This window comes from Mycobacterium sp. P4_H6, assembly GCF_056400845.1.
In genome coordinates, this window is record NZ_JBFUKN010000050.1 from 23,597 (window position 1) to 43,926 (window position 20,330).

Consider the following 20,330-nt stretch of genomic DNA (forward strand, 5'->3'; position numbering starts at 1 on the left):
ATGAAATCGATCCTGTTGCGTGGCACCGCGCTCGGCGGCGGCACGCTCATGCTGGCCGGTTGCCAGTTCGGCGGGCTGAACTCGCTGAACATGCCGGGCACCGCCGGTCACGGCTCCGGCTCGTACACGATCACCGTGGAACTGCCCGACGTCGCGACGCTGCCGCAGAACTCGCCGGTGATGGTCGACGACGTCACCGTCGGCAGCGTCTCGGGTATCGAGGCGGTGCAGCGCCAGGACGGGACGTTCTACGCCGCGGTGCAGCTGTCGCTGGACAGCGATGTCGACCTGCCGCAGAACTCGACGGCCACCGTTGCGCAGACCTCGCTGCTGGGTTCCCAGCACGTGCAGCTGACCCCGCCGATCGACGATGCCGTCGGGAAGCTGAAGCAGGGCTCGAACATCCCGCTCGGGGCCATCGGTCGCTACCCGACCACCGAAGAGGTGCTCTCCGCGCTCGGTGTGGTGGTCAACAAGGGCAATCTCGGTGCGCTGCAGGACATCACCGACGAGGCATACGCCGCGGTCGCCGGGCGGACCGGCAGCTTCGCCGAGTTGCTGCCCCGGCTGGCCGAACTGACCGCTTCACTGGACCGGCAGACCGAGGACATCCTCACCGCCGCCGACGGGCTCAACCGGTTCGCCTCGATCCTTGCGCAGAGCAAGGACAACCTGGGCCGCACGCTGGACAGCCTGCCCAATGCGCTGCTCGTGCTCAACAACAACCGCGACAACATCGTCAGTGCCTTCACGGCCCTTAAGAGTTTCGCCGAGGTGGGTTCGCGCGTGCTGTCGGAGACGAAGACCGATTTCACGGCCGACCTCAAGGACCTGTTCCCGGTCATCAAGGCGCTCAACGACAATGCCGATGACTTCATCAAGGACCTGGAGCTGCTGCCGACGTTCCCGTTCCACTACAAGTATCTGCGCAACGCCGTCCGCGGTGACTACATGAACGTCTTCGTGACGTTCGACCTCACGGTGCGGCGGTTCGGTGAGTCGGTGTTCACCACATCGTTCTTCGATCCGAACATGAAGCATCTCAGCGAGGTGATCAACCCGCCGGACTTCCTGACCGGTGCGATGGCCAACCTCTCCGGTCAGGCGGCCGATCCGTTCAAGATCCCGCCCGGCACCGCGACACAGCACGATGGGGGGACGCCGTAATGCTGACCCGTCTGACACGTTTGCAGCTGTCCATCTTCGCCGTCGTCACGGTGCTGACCGTCACCGCCATCTCGGCGTTCTACCTGCACGTCCCGGCGACGCTGGGGATCGGCACCTACAACGTCACCGCGGACTTCAAGGCCGGTGGCGGGCTGTACCAGAACGCCAACGTCACCTACCGCGGCGTGACCATCGGGCGCGTCGAGGCGGTCGGACTGACCGATGACGGTGTGGAGGCGCACATGCGGCTCAACACCGACACCGACGTGCCGGAGAATGTCACGGCCACGGTCAAGAGTGTCTCCGCGGTGGGCGAGCAGTACATCGACCTGGTGCCGCCGAGCGATGACGACGGTGGCGCCGCCCCCGGCCTGCTGCGCAACGGTTCCAACATCGGGGTCGAGCACACCGCGATCGGCCAGGACATCGCCGGCATGCTCAAGCAGGCCGACGATCTGGTGGCCAGCGTCGGCGACGCGCGGATCCAGGATCTGCTGAAGGAAACGTTCAAGGCATTCAACGGATCCGGGCCGGAGCTGGCGCGGCTGATCCAGTCCGGGCGTGACCTCATCGACGAGGCCAACGCCAGCTACGGGCAGACCAGCCAGCTGATCGATCAGGCCGGCCCGTTCCTGGACGCCCAGATCACCGCCGGCGACGACATCCGTTCCTCCGCCGACGGACTGGCCCGGCTTACCACCGAGGTTGCCAACGCCGACCCGCAGTTCCGTTCGACGCTGCAGACCGTGCCCGGCGCGGTGGCGGAGGCCAACACCACGTTCGAAGGCATCCGGCCGACGTTCCCGGTGCTGGCCGCCAACCTGGCCAACTTCGGTCGCATCGGCGTCATCTATCACAAGTCGATCGAACAGGCCCTGGTCATCTTCCCGGCCCTGATGGCCGCGCTGATCACGGTCGGCACCGGCCTGCCCGCCGACGAGGGCGGCAAGCTGGACTTCAAGATCAACCTGGGTGACTCGCCGCCGTGTTCGACCGGCTTCATCCCGCCCTCGGACATCCGCTCGCCGGCCGACACCACCCTGCGTGAGCTGCCGACCGACATGTACTGCAAGACCGCGCAGAACGATCCCGCGGTGGTGCGTGGTGCGCGTAACTACCCGTGCCAGGAGTTCCCCGGTAAGCGGGCGCCCACGGTCCAGCTGTGCCGCGACCCGGTCGGTTATGTGCCGATCGGCAGCAACCCGTGGCGCGGCCCGCCGGTGCCGTACGACACCCCGATCACCGATCCGCGGAACATCACGCCGCCGAACAAGTTCCCGAACATCCCGCCGGCCCACGATTACGATCCGGGCGCACCCGCGGTGCAGCTGCCTCCGGGCGTGCAACCGGGCCCCGGTCCGGCCCCGAACGCGCCGTTCCCGAACCCGGTGCCGCCGAACAACAATGCGCCGGCACCGCCGTGGCCGTACTACGCGCCGCCGGATCAGGTGCTGCCGCCCTACGGCCGCCAGGAGCCGATGCCGCCGTTGCCGCCCGGTACGCCGATCTACCGGCCCCCGGGCTCGGAGGCGCCGGGTCTGGCGCCGCCACCGGAGGCGCTGCTGCCCCCGCCGCCCGCCCCGGGCCCGCCGCCGGCACCGGGTCCGTTGCCCGCGGAACAACCCCTTGCCAGCGCTTCCCTGACGAGCACCTACGATCCGAAGACAGGTGTGTTCGCCGACCCGGCGAGCGGCGAGACCGGGGTGTTCGCCCCCGGTAGCGACGACTTCACACCCGCGGAGAACTGGGTCGATCTGATGATGGCGCCGAGGAAGATGTAAATGGTTGAGCAGGAACGGGCTTCCGGGGACGCACCCGCCAAGCCCACCCGTCGGCGTGCCTCGCGCGCGGCGGGCCCGGCGGCCGCCCCGGAGGGTGAGTCCGCCGCCAAGGTGGTCACCAGCGCACCGGTGACCCGCACGACGCCGGCCACGCCCACCGCGCTGCCGGCGCGCCAACCCCACCGCGCGCTGGTCGCCCTGGTGTCCGGGGTGGCCGCGCTGGTCGCCGCGGTCGCACTGGTGGTGGTGGTGGCCGTGCTGATGGTGCAGCACCGGCACGCCGAGGACGTCCAGGCCCGTGATCAGCGGTTCGTCGACACCGCCGAACAGACCGTGATGAACATGTTCAGCTACGACCAGAACACCATCGACGAGAGCGTGAACCGGTTCGTCGACGGCACCAGCGGTCCGTTGCGGGACATGCTGAGCCAGGACAACAACGTCGACAACCTCAAGGCCATCTTCCGCGACACCAATGCCACCTCCGAGGCGGTCATCAGTGGTGCCGCACTGGAGAAGGTCGACGACATCGGTGGCAACGCCGCGGTGCTGGTTTCGGTGCGGGTCACCGTGACCGACCTGGAAGGCGTCAACAAGCCCTCACAGCCCTATCGGATGCGGGTGATCGTGCACGAGGACGACAACGGTCACATGACCGGCTACGACCTGAAGTACCCCGAGGGTGGCAACTGATGCGCGCCAGACTGATCCAGCTGGCCGTCGCGGTCTTCGCGCTCGGTCTGATCGCCCTGTCCGCAGCGGCGGGCGGGTTGTACTGGGACCGGGTGCAGACCCGCGCGGCCGAGCAGGCCGAGGCGGTGCTGCCGGGCATGGCCATCGAGCAGATCCCACGGGTGTTCGGCTACGACTTCCAGACCGTCGAGCGCAGCCTCACCGATGCCGCGACACTGCTGACGCCGGAGTACCGCCGCGAATTCCAGGAACGCGCCACCCAGGACATCATCCCGCAGGCGCGCGAGCGCCAGGTGATCAGCCAGGCACACGCGGTCGGCGCGGGTCTGATGAGCGCGCAACGGGATTCGGCGTCGGTGCTGGTGTTCATGAATCGCACCGTCACCGACAAGGCCAAGCAGCCCGTCTATGACGGCAGCCGCCTGCGCGTCGATTACCAGAAGATCGACGGCAAGTGGTTGATCAGCTACATCACTCCGATTTAGCGGTGGCCAGGGCGTCCAGGAACGACCTCGCCCAGCGGTCGACGTCATGGGCGAGCACCTGGCGGCGCAGCGCACGCATCCGGCGCTTGCCGTCCTCGACGGTCTGATTCAGCGCCTGCTCGATGGCATCGCGGACACCGTCGGTGTGATGCGGGTTGCACAGGTAGGCCTGGCGCAGTTCGGCCGCGGCGCCGGTGAATTCGGAAAGCACCAGCGCGCCGCCGAGATCGCTGCGGCAGGCCACGTACTCCTTGGCGACCAGGTTCATACCGTCGCGCAGCGGGGTCACCAGCATCACGTCGGCCGCCACGAAGAACGCGATCAGCTCATCGCGGGGTAGCGGCCGGTGGATGTAGTGCACCACCGCATGCCCGACCTCGCCGTATTCGCCGTTGATATGGCCGACCTGTCGCTCGATGTCCTCGCGCATCTCGATATAGCTCTCGACCCGTTCCCGGCTGGGTGTGGCCAGCTGGATCAGCACGGTGTCGCTGCGGTCGGCGCGGTCCTGCTCGAGCAGCTCGGAGAACGCCCTGAGCCGGACGTCGATGCCCTTGGTGTAGTCCAGCCTGTCGACTCCGAGCAGGATCTTGCGCGGGTTACCCAGTTCGGCGCGGATCTGGCGGGCCCGCTGCCGGACCGATTTGTCGCGCGCTTTGCGGTCGAGATCGGCGGAGTCGATGGAGATGGGGAACGCGCCGACCTTGACGGTGCGGAACCCGACCTGGACCTCGCCGAAGCGGGAGCGCACGCCGATGGAGGCGCGCGAGGTGTGGGCACCGATCAGCCTGCGGGCCAGGATCAGGAAGTTCTGGGCGCCGCCGGCCAGGTGGAAGCCCACCAGATCGGCGCCGAGCAGGCCCTCGATGATCTCGGTGCGCCACGGCATCTGCATGAACAGCTCGACCGGCGGGAACGGGATGTGCAGGAAGAACCCGATGGTGAGGTCGGGGCGCAGCATGCGCAGCATCTTGGGCACCAGCTGCAGCTGGTAGTCCTGGATCCACACGGTGGCGCCGGGTGCGGCAGCCCGCGAGGTGGCTTCGGCGAACCGCCGGTTCACCTCGACGTAGCGCTCCCACCACTCGCGGTGGTAGATCGGTTTGACGATGACGTCGTGGTACAGCGGCCACAGCGTGGCGTTGGAGAAACCCTCGTAGTACAGCGCCACGTCGTCGGCGGACAGCCGCACCGGGTAGAGCTGAAGGTCATCCTGGACGATGGGTTCCTCGTCGCCGTCGACGACGCGGTCGTCGGCGACACCGGGCCAGCCGATCCAGGCGCCGCGCTGTTTGCGCAGGATCGGCTCCAGCGCGGTGACCAGGCCACCGGGGCTGCGTTTCCAGGTGGTGGAGCCGTCGGGCAGCACGACCTGGTCGACCGGTAGCCGATTGGCCACGACGACGAACTCGGCTTGGCCCCCGTCTGGGGCGGAGTCGGCGGAATCGACTCCCATCGACACCTAGGCCTCGAGCTTTGCCGGTCCGATACCGAGCATGGCCAGGAAGGTGCGACATTCGTCGGCGTCGGTGGCGTAGGCGGCCACCACACGGCGAGCCATGCTGGCGGTGTCGTCGGCCACGGGCTCGACGTCGCCGATCTCGGCGCTATCAGTTTTGGCGGGCATCTCGTAATTCTATGCGAAGTCCGGGCCACCGCCGTCGGCACCCGTGTAAATGTGTAGCTGTGCAAATTACTTTGGCAGGACAGACGGTCCTGGTGACCGGCGGCGGAAGCGGAATCGGCAAGGGTGTGGCCGCAGCCGTGGTGGCCAGCGGCGGCAACGCGATGCTGGTCGGGCGCAACGCCGACAAGCTGTCGGCGGCGGTGGACGAGATCACCGCGGGATCCGGAGACGGCGAGGTCCGCTTCGAACCCGCCGACGTCACCAATGAGGACGAGGTGGCCCGCGCCGTCGACGCCGCAACCGCCTGGACGGGCCGGCTGAACGGGGTGGTGCACTGCGCCGGCGGCACCGAGACCATCGGCCCGCTCACCCAGGTCGACTCCGACGGGTGGCGCCGCGCCGTCGATCTGAACGTCAACGGCAGCATGTACGTGCTCAAGCATTCGGCGCGTGAGTTGGTGCGCGGCGGCGGCGGCTCGTTCATCGGGATCTCGTCGATCGCCGCAGGTAGTACCCACCGCTGGTTCGGTGCCTACGGTGTCACCAAGGCCGCGCTGGATCACCTGATGATGCTGGCCGCCGACGAGCTCGGCCCGTCCTGGGTGCGGGTCAACTCGATCCGTCCGGGGTTGATCGCCACCGATATGGTCGCCCCGATCCTGTCCATGCCAGAGCTCAAGGGCGACTACGCGGCCAACACGCCGCTACCGCGCCACGGCGAGGTCGAAGACATCGCCAACGCCGCGGTGTTCCTGCTCAGCGATGCCTCGGGGTGGATCACCGGCCAGGTCATCAACATCGACGGCGGACACGGTCTGCGCCGCGGGCCCGACCTGTCGGCGATGCTGGAGCCGGTCTTCGGCGCGGACGGCCTGCGCGGGGTCGTCGAGAGTTAGCCGGACTGCTTCTGCAGCTTGTCGGCGCAGTACGCCTGCGCCGCCACTCCGGCGAACGTGGTGATCTCGTCGTCGGCCAGGTTGGTGTGGTCCTTGATGTAGTACAGCGCGGTCTCGATGCCCTTCTTGCTGCCGTTGCCCAGCTTGCGGCACATCGACTGGGCCATGTCGATCGCCTTGGAGTCGCTGCCCACGGATACGCCGCGCTCGGAGAGCGCCGTGAGGAACTGCTGGTCGAGCTGTTCGTCGGCCATGGCCGGTGCGGCCAGCGCGATCGCGGTGCCGGCGGCGAGCACGGCCGCGGCGAAGGCGCCCTTGATCGTCGTGGTCCTCATGGTTCTCCTGTCCCGTCACCCCGAGGGAAGCGTCGTGGTGACTATCGGCGGCCAGATACCCGACGTTACCCAACCCGTCGATCACGGCAGCGGCCCAGGAGGCGCTCGGTTAATTCATGACCTCGGCGGCGCGTTTCACCGCATTGACGATGCCCTGATAGCCCGTGCACCGGCAGAAGTTGCCGGACAGTCCTTCGCGGATCTCCGCGTCGGTGGGGTCGGGGTTCTCGGCCAGCAGTGCGGTGATGGAGGTGACGAAACCCGGTGTGCAGAAGCCGCACTGCAGGCCGTGGCATTCCCGCAGGGCGGCCTGCACCGGGGACAGCTCGCCGTCCGGGGATGCGATGCCCTCCACGGTGGTCACCTCCCGGCCGTCGGCCTGTACGGCCAGCACCAGGCAGGACCGCACGGCCTGACCGTCCAGCAGGACCGTGCAGGCACCGCAGGCGCCGTGCTCGCAGCCCAGGTGGGTGCCGGTCAGACCGCAGTTCTCGCGCAGGTGATCGGCCAGCGTCACGCGTGGTTCGACGGTGTCGCGGTACTCGCGTCCGTTCACCGACACCGCGATGTGAAGTTCATGCATCGAGGGCCTCCGTGGTGGCGTCGGTCCAGGCGCGGGCGACCATCGCCGCTCCCACCCGGATGCGGTAGGACGCCGAACCCTGGAGGTCGGCGGGGACGTCGTTCAGTTCGGAGAGCGCGAGTCGGCCGAATTCCTCTGCGGTGATGTCGGAGACGGGTCTGCCGGTGATCGCCCGCTCGGCCGGCGTGCCCCGCTCGGGGGTGGAACCCAGCCCGAGCAGCCCCACCGCGCAGCGCTTGACGCGATCCTCGGTGTCGAGTTCGACGGCCACTGTCGCGCCGGCGATCGCGAAATCACCGTGTCTGCGCGCGAACTCGTGCACGGCGAAGCCGGTTCGCCCGGACCAGACCGGGAAGCGCACCGCACGCAGCAGCTCATCGGCGGCCAGCGAGTTCTCCCACAGGCCGGTGAAGAAATCGGAGGCCGCGATCTGGCGGTCACCCCGCGACGACGCGGCGTCGATGGTGGCATCCAGTGTCAGTGCCACCGCGGCGAATTCGGCCGCCGGGTCGGCGTGGGCGATCGCGCCGCCGAGGGTGCCCCGGTTGCGGATCTGGAAATGCCCGATGTGCGGGGTGGCCAGGGACAGCAGCGGCACCGAATCGGCGACCTCGTCGTCCATGCCCACCAGCGCGTGCGCGGTGCCGGCGCCGATGACCACTTCGTCGTCGATCAGGTCGATGCCCTGCAGTTCGGGTACCCGGGAGATGTCCACCAGGTTCTCGAAATGGGTCAGCCGCATCGCCAGCAGCGGGATCAGGCTCTGCCCGCCCGCGAGCACCTTGGCCTCGTCACCGAATTCGGCCAGCACATCCGCGGCTTCCTTCACCGACTCGGCCCGGTGATAGGCGAACGGGGCGGCCTTCACGCGAGCAACCGGGTCAGCAGGGCCTGCAGTTCGGCGGACACCGTGGGCGGGGCGGCGGCGGTGCGCCTGCGCCGGCCGACCAGGAATCCGGCGGCGCCGGCGGCCGCGGCCGCGGCGACGGCGGGTCCGTAGCGCTTGGCCACCGGCACTGCGACCACCTTGAGCAGGTCGACGGAGTCGGAGGGTTGCGCGGCGGCGGTGGCCGTCTCGGTGGACGGTGCGGAGGTGGCAGACGGTGCGCCACCGAGTAGTTCGGCCTCCAGGCTGCGGGCGAACTGTGCGATCAGGTTGCCCGAGACATCGGCGAGCACGCCGCGGCCGAACTGGGCGGCCTTGCCGGAGATGGCGAGATCGGTGGTGATCAACACCGTGGTGGCGTCACCCTCGTCCTTGAGCTGGGCGGTCACGGTGGCTGCGGCGGTGCCGTTGCCGCGGGTCTCCTTGCCCTCGGCCTTGAGCACGATCCGCTGGGCTGCGCTGTCCTTCTCCTGGTAGGTCGCCACGCCCTTGTAGGACACCGTGATCGGTCCGACCTTGACCTTCACCGCCCCGGTGAAGTCATCGCCGTCGACGCTGAGCAGGGTGGCTCCCGGCAGGCACGGGGTCACCCGTTCGACATCGGTGAACACCTCCCAGACGGTGGCGGTGGGCACCGCGACCCGGAATTCGTTGTTCAGCTCCACGTTTCAGCGGTCCTTTCTGGCGTTCTCGATCAGGTCGACGATCTTGGCCGGGGTGGCGGGCATCTGGGTGACCGTCACACCCAAGGGGGCCAGCGCGTCGTTGATGGCGTTGATGACGGCGGGCGGCGACCCGATGGCACCGCCCTCGCCGGCACCCTTGTAGCCGCCGACGCCGGGTCCCGGGATCTCGATGTGACCGAACTCGATGGTCGGTACCTCGGTGGCGGTGGGCAGCAGATAGTCCACGAACGTCGAGGCGATCGGATTGCCGGCGTCGTCGTAGGCCAGCTGTTCCAGCAGTGCGCCGCCGATGCCCTGCACGGTGCCGCCGGCCACCTGGCCCTCGACCACGTTCGGGTTGATCATCGGGCCGACGTCCTCGCTGACGATGTAGCGGGTCAGCGTCACCTGGCCGGTGACGACGTCGACCTCGCAGGTGCAGGCGTGGGTTGCATTGGCCCAGTGGATCATCGCCTGTGAGTTGAACCGCGCGGTGGCCTCCAGGGTGGGGGAGACCCCGCCCAGCTGAGCGGGGTCATAGTAGGACCGGTAGGCGATGTCGGCGAAGCCGACGCTCTTCTCGCGATCGCTGATGAGGATGGCCCGTGAATCGGCCAGCTCGATGTCGTCGGCCTCGGCGCCGAGCATCTGGGCCGCGATCGCGACGATCTGGCGGCGCAGGATGGTGCCCGCCTCGTTGACTGCGCCCGCGGTCATGGGCGCGCTGCGACTGCCCTGGGTGCCCGCGCCGTACGGTGTCACCGCGGTGTCGCCCTGGATGGTGGCCACGTCGTTGATGTTGGCGCCCAACACATCTGCGGTGAGCTGGACGACTGTGGTCTCGATGCTGTTGCCGCTGGAACCGCCGTTGACGTAGACGTTGATCTTGCCCGTGGATTCCATCCGGATGGTGGCGCCCTCGGTGGCGAGGTTCCCGGTCGCCGCACCGGTGGGTTCGATATAGGCCGAGAACCCGAGCCCGACGTAGCGGCCCTGGGTCAGCGCTTCGGCCTGTTCCTTGCGGAAACCCTCGAGGTCGAGGATCTTGACGGCCTGCTCGAAGGTGTCGGCGGGTGCGCAGTTGTCATAGGGCATGCCGTTGGGATTGAAGTAGGGCATCTCGTCCCCGCGCAGGATGTTGATGCGCCGAAGCTCCGCGGGATCCATCCCGATCTTGCGCGCGGCGATGTCGAGAAGCATTTCCCGGGTGAGGGTTTCGTACTGCCACGGGCCGCGGTAGGCGTGCAGGCCGGGGGTGTTGGAGAACACCGTCTTGTAGTTGAAGCTGGCCTTGGGCACCCGGTAGGGGCCGGGGAAGAACATGCCGATCGCGGCGGTGGTGAGCACCGGGTAGGGCGTCGGGTAGGAGCCGACGTCCTGGACGAAGTCGATATCGGCGGCCAGGATCTTCCCTTCGGCGTCGAAGGCCATCCGGACGGTGCCGTCGACGTGCCGGGACTGCCCGGCCGACATCAGGTTCTCGCGGCGGTCCTCGATCCACTTCAGCGGCGCCGGCACCCGGCGTGCGGCCAGCATGATGCTCATGTCCTCGCGCATCGGGACGACCTTCTGGCCGAATCCGCCGCCGGTGTCGCGGACGATGACCCGCACCCCCTGCGCGGGGATGCCGAGCAGCCGGGCGGCGAACGCACGCAGTTCGTGCGGTGTCTGGGTAGAGCCCCAGATGGTGAGCTCGGAGGTGCCTGCCGTCCACTCGACGACGATGCCGCGGGTCTCCATCGGCACCGGCACGTACATCTGTTGGTAGATACGTTCTTCGACCACATGGGCCGCCGAGGCGAACAGCTCCTCGTCCGGCGGCATCCCGCCCATCCCGCCGGCGACGTTGTCGGGGTAGGCCTCGTGCACGACGGGAATGTCTGCGGCGGCACCGCCGATTGCTTTGCGGAAGTCGGCGACGGCGGGCAGCTGGGTGTAGTCGACGTCGACGAGGTCGACGGCGTCCTCGGCCAGGCGCCGGCTCTCGGCGATGACGATGGCGACCGGGTCGCCGACGAACTTCACCTCGCCCTCGGCCAGCGGCGGGCGCGGGGTGTCGGGGACATCCTTGCCGGCCACCGCGTGCCAGGCCTCGTGCACGCCGGGGTTGATATCGGCGGCGGTGAACACCGCCTGCACGCCGGGCAGCGCGAGCGCGGCCGCGGTGTCGATGCGGTTGATGGTGGCGTGCGCGAAAGGGCTGCGCACGAAGCAGGCATGCAGCATGCCGGGCCGCTGCACATCATCGACGAAGGTGCCCTTGCCGGTGAGCAGGCGGGCATCTTCGATTCGTGGCACCCGGGTGCCTGCGTAGCGGGCGGCGACGGTTCCCGTCACAGGGGCTCCTGTTCCTCGAATGCTTGCGCGTGTAAGTGGGCTGTGTCACACGTTGATGCGAGCGGCGTTAGCCTACCCCGAGAAGCAGCGTTCCAAAAGAAGAGAGTGGCGTTACCGCACGTTGATGCTGGTGTCGGCCCGCTCGTGGTGGATCCGACCGTCCACCGCGGCCAGCGGGCGACCCCCGCCGCCCCACCGGCGGGCGATGATCTCGGCCACGATCGAGACAGCGGTCTCCTCGGGGGTGCGCGCCCCGAGGTCCAGTCCGATCGGGCTCGACAGCCCCGCCAGATCGGCATCGGTGATCCCCGCCTCGCGTAACCGGGCGAGGCGGTCGAGATGGGTGCGCCGCGAACCCATGGCCCCGATATAGCCGATCTGCGGCAGTCGCAGTGCCACCTCCAGGGCGGGCACGTCGAACTTGGGGTCGTGGGTCAGCACGCAGATCGCGGTGCGGGCGTCGATGGCGCCGGCGTCCTGCTGAGCGCGCAGATAGCGGTCGGGCCAGTCCACGACCACGTCGTCGGCCGCCGGGAAGCGTGCTTCGGTGGCGAAGACCGGCCGGGCATCGCACACCGTCACCCGGTAGCCGAGGAAGGTCCCCTGCTGGGCCAGGGCGGCCGCGAAATCGATGGCGCCGAAGATCAGCATGCGCGGGCGCGGGGCGTAGCTGGCGACGAAGACAGCCATGCCGGTCTCGGCCGTCTCATCCACCCGCTCACCGTCCGGGCCGTAGGACAGCACCGCGGTGCGGCCGGCCAGCAGCAGGCCGCGGGCGTCGTCGGCGACCGCGGCATCGGCACGTGCCGACCCGAGCGAACCCGTCGCGGCATCGGGTTCCACGATGAGCCTGCGGCCCACCCAGGCGTCCTCCGGATGGGCGATGATCGTGGCCACCGCAATCGGCCGGTGTGCGTCGATGGCCGCAGCGACCTCGGCGAGCTGTGGAAACGTCTGCTGCGACACCGGTTCCACGAACACGTCCAGGATGCCGCCACAGGTCAGGCCGACGGCGAAGGCGTCATCGTCGCTGAAGCCGTAGCGCTGCAACGCGGGTGCCCCGGTGTCGACCACCTCGGTGGCCAGCTCGTAGACCGCCCCCTCGACGCAGCCACCGGATACCGAACCGGCCACGGTACCGTCGGGGGCGACGACCAATGCCGCCCCGGCGGGCCGGGGTGCAGACTTGATGGTCCGCACCACGGTGGCGAGGCCGGCGGTGCCGCCGGCCCGCCAGGTGGTCATCAGGTCGTCGAGAACCTCGCGCACCGTTGAAGTCTATGCAGTGCGGCCGCCCGGTCCGCGCGGATGCGACCGGAGCGAGCGCAGGCGCCCATTTTGTTAGCTGTGCTAAGTTATAGGCATGATCGACATGAAACAGCTTGCGCGAAGGGCGGGAATCGTTGGCGCGATCGGTGCCGGATCACTCGCAATGGTGCTGGGAGTCAGTGCCGGTGCTGCGAACGCCGCGCCGCCGTCGCCCGGCGGTAGCGGTATGCAATTCGCCCAGGGTCCCCCGTGGGTCAACGATCGGCACGACGACCGTGGCTGGCGCGGTCACGACAACGGCTGGCGTGACGACGGGCGCCGCTCCGGCCTGCACATCAATCTCCCGTGCGTGACCGGACCCTACGGCGTCGTGACGTGGTGCCCGTAGACGGTGGAGTCGTGAGGCGGCTGCCGTCATGATGAGTCATGCGCACAGTGACCGCGGCCGTGGCGGTGTTCCYGGCGGTGGTGCTGTCCGGGTGCGGCCCCGGCGAGCCCAATTCGTTGTTCGACGCCGCCGGCTACCACCTGCGTGACGGACACGTCTACTACCTGAACGCCTTTCCCGGCAAGGCATTCGCCATCGACGGCGCCGATGCCGGCAGCTTCGAGGTGCTGGACCGTTCCTACGCCAGGGACCGCGACGCGGTGTATCTGGACGGTCACCGGCTCGACGGGGCCGACCCGGCGACCTTCGAACTGCTGGACCGGCCCGGCTACGCCAAGGACGGCCATCAGGTGTATGTCCGTGGCCAGGTGATCAGCACCGATCCCGGGCATTTCGAACTGCTCGACGGTGAGCTGTCCAGGGACAGCACCGCGGTGTACTGGCCCGACGGCAGCGTGCTGTCCGATGATCCGGGGCATTTCGCGGTCATCTCCAATGCCGACCACTATCTGTTCACTAGGGACGACGACAGCGTGCACGTCAACGGCAACGAGGTCGACGGGGCCGACCCGCGCAGCTTCACGGTGCTCGGCGGGGCGTATGCCACCGATGCGACGCGCGCCTACTACTTCGACGATCCGATCGCCGGTGCCGACACCGCCTCACTGCGTCACCTGGACGGCGCCTACGCCGCGGACGCACGCGGTGCGTACTGGATGGGGCTGGGAATCGCCGGTGCCGACCCGGTCAGTTTCCGGGTGCTGAGCGCGGCCTTCGAATGCTCCGCCGATGACCGCCGGGCGTACTACCGGCGCGACGTGATCGCCGGCGCCCAACCGCGCACCTTCCCGGCCGGTCGCGCGGTCACCGGTTGTTCGACATCCCGGATCACGTTCTCCGGCTAGCCTTTGCGCTCCCAGAGGCAGTGCCCGGTCATCGAGATGTCGAACAGGCTGGGCAGGACCTCCAGTGAGAGCGGCTGCCCGGGAGCGCCTTCGTTTTTGACCGGGGTTCCGAGGACACCCGCGCTGACAACCGTCTGCTGAGTCGCCGCGCACCGGGTGTCCGGGTCCAGCGGGGTCGCGATCCAAGGGCCCGGCAACAGGTTCGGGTTGCGCAGRCCGCCGCCGTGCAGCGCCATCACCGGACCGAAGCTGACCCACCGATCGCTGGGATCGGTGGGAGCGGTGGCCGCCTGCCATCGTTGGTCTTGGCAGATCAGCGGCAGTGACCGCCCGAACGGCAGGGTGGCGGTACCGGTCAGGTCGGACGGGCATGTGGTGTCCGGTTGCGGCACAGCGGGTTCGGCATACGCCGGCGCGGCCGTCACGAGTGCGGCGAACAGCGGTACTGCCAGTTTGAGCATGGCTACAGCTTGGTGAGGTCGGTCTTCATGAGCATGACGTTGTACTCGCTCCAGATCGACAGGTTCCAGTACAGATCGGTGCCGGTGCCCAGGGTGGACGGCGACCACGGGTGCATCATCGGCGCGTAGATGCCGCCGTTCTGCTGGCCCATCACGACGGTCGGGCCCGACCACGCGCCCTCCGGAGTATCGGAGGTGCGCAGGATGATGTTGTTGTACTGGTCACCGTGCATCGCCACGTACTTGCCGAGGGTCTTGTTGTACTGCACCGACATCTCGCTCACCTGGTTGCCGGCCTTGCCGACACCGCACGCGCCGCTCTCCTTGCCGAAGATCGGGGAGGCCTTCGACGGATCGTTGCGGTACCACCCGGCCTTGTAGGCACCGATCCCGAAGATCCCGCCCTTACTGCCCTTGCTGTAGTACTCGTACTTGGTGACGTTGAGGATGTCGGCCTCGGCGACCCGGGAGATGTAGGCCTGGCCCTGGCGGCCGTTGGGCGTGCCGTAGGAGTAGACGAATCCGTCGCCGGGGCGCACCAGGGCTGCCTGCTGAAAGTTCTTGTTACCGCCCACCGGCGAGTTGGTCCGCACGCTCTGCGGGGCGACATACCAGTTCTCGCCGTTGTCCTCGGAGTAGGCGATGGCCGAGTAATTCGTCGACCACTGGCCGGCGGCACCCCACTGCTTGACCGACATGAAACTGACGTATTGCGTGGCACCGAACCGGGTTCCGGGCGTGGGTACCGAGATGCCGGCAGTCGGGATGAGGGTCACTCCGGTGGGCAGGCCGCGGGGGAGGCGCTCGGGCAGGATGATCTGGCGGGCGTAGGTCTCCTCCCACAGCGGTGAGCCGCCGAACATGTTGCCGTTGAACCACTCTCCGCTGGGCACGGTCATCCCGTTCGACAGATCCCGGTCCGGGCTGCGGAACAGGGTGTTCAGCCGCCAGGTCCCGGTCATGTTCGGTCCGCCGAAGGTGTCGCCGAAAGCGATCAGCACCTGGTTCTCGTTGATGGGCGTGCTCGGGTCATCGGGAATCCCGTTGTCCCACATGGTGCCGATATCGGTGCCCCAGATGCCGTACCGGTTGAACGTGTCGTTGGGCGGGAAATTGCCGGTTACCCAGTCGACGAATTTGGTGGAACCGCTGAGCTGCGCGCCCGGCCACGGGAAGCCGGGGCGTGCTCTGGCGGCGGCCAGGGCCAGCGAGATGTTGTCGGCGGCAACGCCTCCGGTGGCGGCGGCACCGGCCGGGGCGAGCCGTGTCAGCAGGTTGTCGACCTCGCGGCGGGCGAAGGCCAGCAGGGTCCAGGCCAGCGTCGGGCTCGACGGTGAGCCGGGGATCACCCCGGCCGCCCAGTCCAGCACCTTGGAGACCACCTTGACGACCGCGGTCACCGGGTTCGGCGGGGCTGCCGTGATGGGTGCGACCCGTCGTTCGACCTGCACCGCGTCCGAGGACGCCAGCGTGCGGGCGGAGGCGAAGACCGCCACCCTGTCCGCGGTCTGGAGGGTGTCGGTGGGGTCGGCGGCTTGGGCCGGCTCGGCCGCGATGGGCGTCGTCGTCACCGGCGCGGGGGTGGCCGGCGCGGTGGCCGTCTGCTCGGTCACCTCGGCGGCCGCCGGTCTGCCGGCCCGCTTCGGTGAGAGTGCGGTCTTGCCGGCGGTGCGCAGGCTGGGTCGCGGCTTCTTGGTGGTCGGTTTGTCCGGCGTCTCCGGATCCTTGATGGTCTCGGTCTCCGGGTCGGCGTCCGGCTTCGCCGGTTTCTCATCCGTCTCGGTGCCCGCGGCTTCGGTCTTGTCGCCGGAACCGGAGGTCGACTCGGGTCCGGCCGAACTGGCGGTGGAGTCCTTGGCTGGGGAGCCGGACGACGAATCGTCGGGAGCGGCCGCGGCGATACCGTGCCCGGTGGCGATCGCGGTGCCGACGCCGAGTGCGACGGCCAGGCCACCCACCCTGCCGATATATGTCGCTGAGCCCATGAAGGAGCCTCCGTGCTGTCCGCCCCCGGCCCAACAAGTAGTCCCCATCAAACCTCAGCGGCGCCGATAGTGGAAGAGGCAAATGCCCCACCGGCCACAGCGGTCGCAGTCGAGCTGGTCTTTCAGTCGATCAGACCGGCCTCGCGCAGGGCGTCGGTGTACAGGTCGGTGGCCTCGTCGAGGCCGTCGTTGACCCAGGCGTCCACGATGCCGACCCGGTCGGCGACGATCTGCACCTGATTGACCCATCGTTCGAAATCGGCGTCGCGCCGCAGCTGATCGATCTGCTGCGTGCTGCCCTGCACCAGGAAGAAGCCGCCGAGTTCGCTGGTCTGCGGACGCAGGATCACCGCGTCATAGCGTTCGATGCGGCCGCTGCCGGCCAGCTCGGCCAGGAAGGCGCGCGACTTCTTCAGCGCATCCAGGGCCTGCGGTTCGCGGCCCTGGGTCGGCAGACCCCACGCGATCCAGAAACCGGCGTCGGACATGGTGATGAAGGTACACAAGCTTCAGGGGGCCACCGCGGTGCGCAACGTCCGTGTCGGCGGCGGGCGCAGCGCAGCCGACAGGTCGGCCAGCGGAACCGGGTCGGTGACCAGTCGGTGCCACGGATGCCGGTGCAGGGTGCGGTCCAGGAAGCGCACCGCCTGATGCAGGTGCCGGGGCTCATAGTTGTGCACCCCGGTGATGGTCAGCCAGCGCCGGACCACCGTCTCAGGGTCCACGGCCAGTGCGGGGCCGGGCGTGACCGATCCGGCCAGTACGAGCACGCCGCCGGTATCGAGCCGGGACAGTGCCGCGCCCACCGCATCGGTGGAGCCGGTGTAGTCGATGGCCACATCGACCGGTGCGCCGTCGCTGGGCAGTGCCCCGAACCCGGTGGCCAGCGCGAGCCGGTCGGCGTGGTTGTCGATCACCTGGACCTGCGCTCCGGCATCCAGGCAGGCGGCGACGGCGGTCAGCCCGAGCATCCCGGCCCCGCCGATCAGCACCCGTCTGCCGGTCAGCCGACCCGCCGCTTCCAGCGTCGCCATCACGGTGGCGGTCGCGCAGGCCGCCGGTGCGGCGACGGCGTCGGGCATCCGGCCGGGCACCACGCTGACGGTGGTGCCGCGTGGCAGCACGATGTGCTCGGCGTAGGAACCCGACAGCGGCCAGTCCCCGTCGAAGGGTTCGTGGCCGGTCTTGCGCACCGACGTGCACTTGGCCGTCCGTCCGGCCGCGCACCGGGAGCATTCGCCACAGCTGACCGTCACCGACCACACGATGCGTTGTCCCGGTTCGGCACTCGCACCGGGTCCGACGGCGACGACATCGCCGACCGCCTCATGCCCGAGCACCGACGGACACGGGGCGGGCCGGCGCCCGGTCACGGTGTGCAGATCGCTGCCGCAGATGGTGGCCAGCCGCACCCGCACCAGGGTCTCGCCGTCGCGCAGGCGCGGAATGTCGACCTTCTCCAGCGAGATCGCCGATCCGCCCGTCCACACCGCGGCGGTGGTCACACCAGGCGCGAACGTATCCATCCGGACAGCCTTTCGATCGAGTACACGATGACGAAGATGACGATCACGATCGCGCCGGCCACATCGAAGTTCAGCGTCCGGATCGACTCGAAGAGCAGGAACCCCACTCCGCCGGCGCCCACGATGCCCAGCACCGTGGAGGTGCGCACGTTGACGTCGAACAGATACAGGCTCGATCCGACCAGCGCGGGCATCGACTGCGGAATGACCGCGGAGAACAACGTCTTCCACCATCCGCCGCCCACCGAGCGCACCGCCTCCATCGGTCCGGGATCGATCTCCTCGACCGCGTCGGCGACGAGTTTGGCCAGGAAGCCGACCGACCCGATGGCCAGCGCGCAGGTTCCCGCGATCGGGCCCAGGCCCAGCGCGGCGACGAACACCACGGCCAGGATGAGTTCGGGTACCGCGCGTACCGCCAGGATCCAGCCGCGCGCCAGCCAGTACACCGTCGATCCCGGGGTAACGTTGCGGGCGGCCAGGATTCCCACCGGGATGGACAACACCACGCCGATCGCGGTGGACACCACGCCGATCGCCACGGTCTGCGCGGCGGCGTCGAACAGGTCCCAGCCCAGCGCATCGAAGTTGGGCGGCACCATCCGGGTGAACACCTCGGCCGACGGGACGACCCAGGTGAACAAGGACAGTGGATTGATCCGCAGCACCGCGAAGGCCGCGACGATGGTGCCGAGCAGCAGACCGGAGAACGCGAAGCGCATCGCCCGGTCACGGCGAGGATCGGACTGCCCCGGCGCCAACAACATTCGTCGGATCACGATGGACAGCAGTTCCATCGCGACGATGATCACCAGGATGACGCAGACGATGCCGAGGGCGCGGGGATAGATCAGCCCGCGCAGGGCGTCCTGCAGGGCGAAACCGATACCGCCGGCGCCGACGAAGCCGAGCACCACCGACATCCGCAGATTGATGTCGATGCGGTAGACGAAGGTGCCGATCCAGGACGGGATGACCTGGGGGATGACGGCGTTCAGCATCTCGCGGAAGTAGCCGACGCCGGTGCTGCGGACCGCTTCGCGCGGGCCCGGATCGGTCTGCTCGATGGCGTCCGCGAACAGCTTGGCCAGCATGCCGATGGAGTGCAGCGCCAGCGCGAGGATGCCGGGGAGCACGCCGATGCCGAGCGCGCGCACGAACAGCACCGCGAACAGCAGATCGGGCATGGCCCGGCAGAACGTGATGATCGCCCTGGCCGCGGCGTAGACGGCCGGATGCGGGGTGGTGTTGCGGGCCGCCATGAACGCCAACGGAATCGAGACGATTGCCGCGAGGACGGTGCCCAGCACCGCCATCAGAAGGGTCTCGACGGCCAGGACGCCGATGCGGCCCGGGTCGTCGAGGCGCGGTGGCAGCATGCGTTCCAGCAGGCGCAGGACCTCGTCGAATCCGTCGATGAGCTCGGACGGGAAGAAGTCGATGGACCAGGCCGACACCATGGTGGCGACCAGTGCCGCCACGGTCACGAGGTGCAGCAGGCCTGGCAGCGCGCGCTTCTCGCGTGGCGGCGCGGAGGGGCGTTCCGCGACGGGTGCGCTCATGAGCGTTGCTTCGCGGCGGTCTCGCTGGTCGGGTCGACGCGTTGGTAGATCGCCATGACCTCGTCGCGGATCATGCCGACCGCCGGCCGGTCGAGGACCTTCTCGCCGTTGCGCAGACCCACCAGCCGGTGCGCCCAGCCCAGCGCGAGATCGACCTGATGCAAGGTGCAGACCACGGTGAGCTTTTCCTCGACGCAGATCTGGAACAGCAGATCCATGACGACACCGGCATTTTCGGGGTCGAGTGAGGCAACCGGCTCGTCGGCCAGCAGCAGCGCCGGGCGCTGCATGAGCGTGCGTGCGATGGCGATGCGCTGCTGCTGCCCGCCGGACAGGGTGTCGGCGCGGCGTTCGGCGAAGTCCGCGAGGCCGACCCGGTCGAGGTGCGACATGGCGGCCGCCCGCATGTGCTTCGGGTAGGTCAGGGCACCGTAGCGGGGGAACGTGAGTTGTCCGAGACCACCGATCAGGACGTTTTCCAGGCAGCTGAGCCGGCCGACCAGGTTGAAATGCTGGAACACGAAGCCGACCCGGGTGCGCAGCGCGCGCAGCTGGGCCGCCGAGGCCTGTTCGACGCGGGTACCGCCGACGTCGATCCGGCCGGAGTCGACCGGGTGCAGCCCGTTGAAGCAGCGCAACAGTGTCGATTTACCGGAGCCGGAAAGCCCGAGCAGCACCAGCAATTCGCTGCGTCGCACGTCCAGTGAGACATTGTTGAGCGCCAGGGTGTCACCGAACTTCTTGGTGACGTCGCGGGCGACGACGACCAGGTCGTCGCC

The 20,330-nt window shown here is 68.7% G+C and carries 21 protein-coding genes; 7 read left to right on the forward strand and 14 right to left on the reverse strand.

Annotated elements, in window-relative coordinates:
• The 4 genes from AC1DTF_RS20085 to AC1DTF_RS20100 are packed head-to-tail and all read left to right on the forward strand — an operon-like array spanning position 1 to position 4,126.
• Positions 1–1,167, forward strand: coding sequence for an MCE family protein (locus AC1DTF_RS20085; protein WP_162264231.1), 1,167 nt, complete (start codon positions 1–3; stop codon positions 1,165–1,167).
• Entirely contained in the window at positions 1,167–2,948 is a 1,782-nt protein-coding gene (locus AC1DTF_RS20090) for an MCE family protein (protein WP_057167812.1), read from the forward strand. The genes AC1DTF_RS20085 and AC1DTF_RS20090 overlap by 1 nt, the downstream gene beginning before the upstream one ends.
• Complete coding sequence (locus AC1DTF_RS20095; protein WP_477475330.1) at positions 2,949–3,641, forward strand: mammalian cell entry protein; 693 nt, start codon at positions 2,949–2,951, stop codon at positions 3,639–3,641. It abuts the gene before it with no gap.
• Entirely contained in the window at positions 3,641–4,126 is a 486-nt protein-coding gene (locus AC1DTF_RS20100) for a mammalian cell entry protein (RefSeq protein WP_057167810.1), read from the forward strand. The genes AC1DTF_RS20095 and AC1DTF_RS20100 overlap by 1 nt, the downstream gene beginning before the upstream one ends.
• Here the strand turns inward: AC1DTF_RS20100 and AC1DTF_RS20105 are convergent.
• Together AC1DTF_RS20105 and AC1DTF_RS20110 are read right to left on the reverse strand one after the other, a co-directional pair.
• The gene (locus AC1DTF_RS20105) at positions 4,113–5,582 is read right to left on the reverse strand and encodes an alpha,alpha-trehalose-phosphate synthase (UDP-forming) (protein WP_057167858.1); all 1,470 of its coding nucleotides are present in this window, start codon (positions 5,580–5,582) and stop codon (positions 4,113–4,115) included. The two genes, AC1DTF_RS20100 and AC1DTF_RS20105, sit on opposite strands and share 14 nt — an antisense overlap.
• A 6-nt stretch (positions 5,583–5,588) precedes the next feature.
• Positions 5,589–5,753, reverse strand: a complete 165-nt coding sequence (locus AC1DTF_RS20110; RefSeq protein ID WP_105361631.1) for a hypothetical protein — start codon at positions 5,751–5,753, stop codon at positions 5,589–5,591.
• A gap of 59 nt (positions 5,754–5,812) precedes the next feature.
• On the opposite strand from AC1DTF_RS20110, the gene AC1DTF_RS20115 reads away from it, so the two are divergent.
• Positions 5,813–6,649: an SDR family oxidoreductase gene (locus AC1DTF_RS20115; protein WP_057167809.1), complete on the forward strand. Its 837-nt coding sequence runs from the start codon at positions 5,813–5,815 to the stop codon at positions 6,647–6,649.
• Here the strand turns inward: AC1DTF_RS20115 and AC1DTF_RS20120 are convergent.
• The 6 genes from AC1DTF_RS20120 to AC1DTF_RS20145 form a co-directional block, all read right to left on the reverse strand.
• Positions 6,646–6,984 (reverse strand): DUF732 domain-containing protein, encoded by a 339-nt coding sequence (locus AC1DTF_RS20120; RefSeq protein ID WP_477475331.1) that lies wholly within the window; start codon positions 6,982–6,984, stop codon positions 6,646–6,648. The two genes, AC1DTF_RS20115 and AC1DTF_RS20120, sit on opposite strands and share 4 nt — an antisense overlap.
• Before the next feature lie 109 nt (positions 6,985–7,093).
• Positions 7,094–7,567 carry a (2Fe-2S)-binding protein gene (locus tag AC1DTF_RS20125; RefSeq protein ID WP_477475332.1) on the reverse strand — a complete coding sequence of 158 codons (474 nt, stop codon included), beginning with the start codon at positions 7,565–7,567 and terminating at the stop codon, positions 7,094–7,096.
• Positions 7,560–8,435 carry an FAD binding domain-containing protein gene (locus AC1DTF_RS20130; protein ID WP_477475333.1) on the reverse strand — a complete coding sequence of 292 codons (876 nt, stop codon included), beginning with the start codon at positions 8,433–8,435 and terminating at the stop codon, positions 7,560–7,562. The genes AC1DTF_RS20125 and AC1DTF_RS20130 overlap by 8 nt, the downstream gene beginning before the upstream one ends.
• Positions 8,432–9,118 (reverse strand): SRPBCC family protein, encoded by a 687-nt coding sequence (locus tag AC1DTF_RS20135; protein WP_477475334.1) that lies wholly within the window; start codon positions 9,116–9,118, stop codon positions 8,432–8,434. Before AC1DTF_RS20135 ends, AC1DTF_RS20130 begins: the two co-directional genes overlap by 4 nt.
• Before the next feature lie 3 nt (positions 9,119–9,121).
• A complete protein-coding gene (locus AC1DTF_RS20140) occupies positions 9,122–11,455 on the reverse strand; it encodes a xanthine dehydrogenase family protein molybdopterin-binding subunit (protein ID WP_477475335.1) in 2,334 nt (777 codons plus the stop codon).
• 111 nt (positions 11,456–11,566) lie between these two features.
• On the reverse strand, positions 11,567–12,724 hold the full coding sequence (locus tag AC1DTF_RS20145; protein WP_477475336.1) for an XdhC family protein: 1,158 nt from the start codon (positions 12,722–12,724) through the stop codon (positions 11,567–11,569).
• Between the two features lie 94 nt (positions 12,725–12,818).
• Here AC1DTF_RS20145 and AC1DTF_RS20150 point away from each other — a divergent pair, with 94 nt between their 5' ends.
• Together AC1DTF_RS20150 and AC1DTF_RS20155 are read left to right on the forward strand one after the other, a co-directional pair.
• The gene (locus tag AC1DTF_RS20150) at positions 12,819–13,112 is read left to right on the forward strand and encodes a hypothetical protein (RefSeq protein ID WP_477475337.1); all 294 of its coding nucleotides are present in this window, start codon (positions 12,819–12,821) and stop codon (positions 13,110–13,112) included.
• A gap of 38 nt (positions 13,113–13,150) precedes the next feature.
• Positions 13,151–14,017, forward strand: coding sequence for a DKNYY domain-containing protein (locus AC1DTF_RS20155; RefSeq protein WP_477475338.1), 867 nt, complete (start codon positions 13,151–13,153; stop codon positions 14,015–14,017).
• Here the strand turns inward: AC1DTF_RS20155 and AC1DTF_RS20160 are convergent.
• The 6 genes from AC1DTF_RS20160 to phnC all read right to left on the reverse strand — a co-directional run.
• Positions 14,014–14,478 carry a hypothetical protein gene (locus AC1DTF_RS20160; protein WP_477475339.1) on the reverse strand — a complete coding sequence of 155 codons (465 nt, stop codon included), beginning with the start codon at positions 14,476–14,478 and terminating at the stop codon, positions 14,014–14,016. The genes AC1DTF_RS20155 and AC1DTF_RS20160 overlap by 4 nt on opposite strands.
• 2 nt (positions 14,479–14,480) lie before the next feature.
• Positions 14,481–16,463 (reverse strand): DUF4185 domain-containing protein, encoded by a 1,983-nt coding sequence (locus AC1DTF_RS20165; protein ID WP_477475340.1) that lies wholly within the window; start codon positions 16,461–16,463, stop codon positions 14,481–14,483.
• A 122-nt stretch (positions 16,464–16,585) separates the two neighbouring features.
• The gene (locus AC1DTF_RS20170) at positions 16,586–16,951 is read right to left on the reverse strand and encodes a hypothetical protein (RefSeq protein WP_477475341.1); all 366 of its coding nucleotides are present in this window, start codon (positions 16,949–16,951) and stop codon (positions 16,586–16,588) included.
• 21 nt (positions 16,952–16,972) lie between these two features.
• A complete protein-coding gene (locus AC1DTF_RS20175; RefSeq protein ID WP_477475342.1) occupies positions 16,973–17,989 on the reverse strand; it encodes a zinc-binding dehydrogenase in 1,017 nt (338 codons plus the stop codon).
• On the reverse strand, positions 17,965–19,551 hold the full coding sequence (phnE, locus tag AC1DTF_RS20180; protein WP_477475343.1) for a phosphonate ABC transporter, permease protein PhnE: 1,587 nt from the start codon (positions 19,549–19,551) through the stop codon (positions 17,965–17,967). The genes AC1DTF_RS20175 and phnE overlap by 25 nt, the downstream gene beginning before the upstream one ends.
• Positions 19,548–20,330, reverse strand: a 783-nt coding sequence (gene phnC / locus AC1DTF_RS20185; RefSeq protein WP_477475344.1) for a phosphonate ABC transporter ATP-binding protein, incomplete at its 5' end; no start/stop codon positions are given. The genes phnE and phnC, both read right to left, overlap by 4 nt.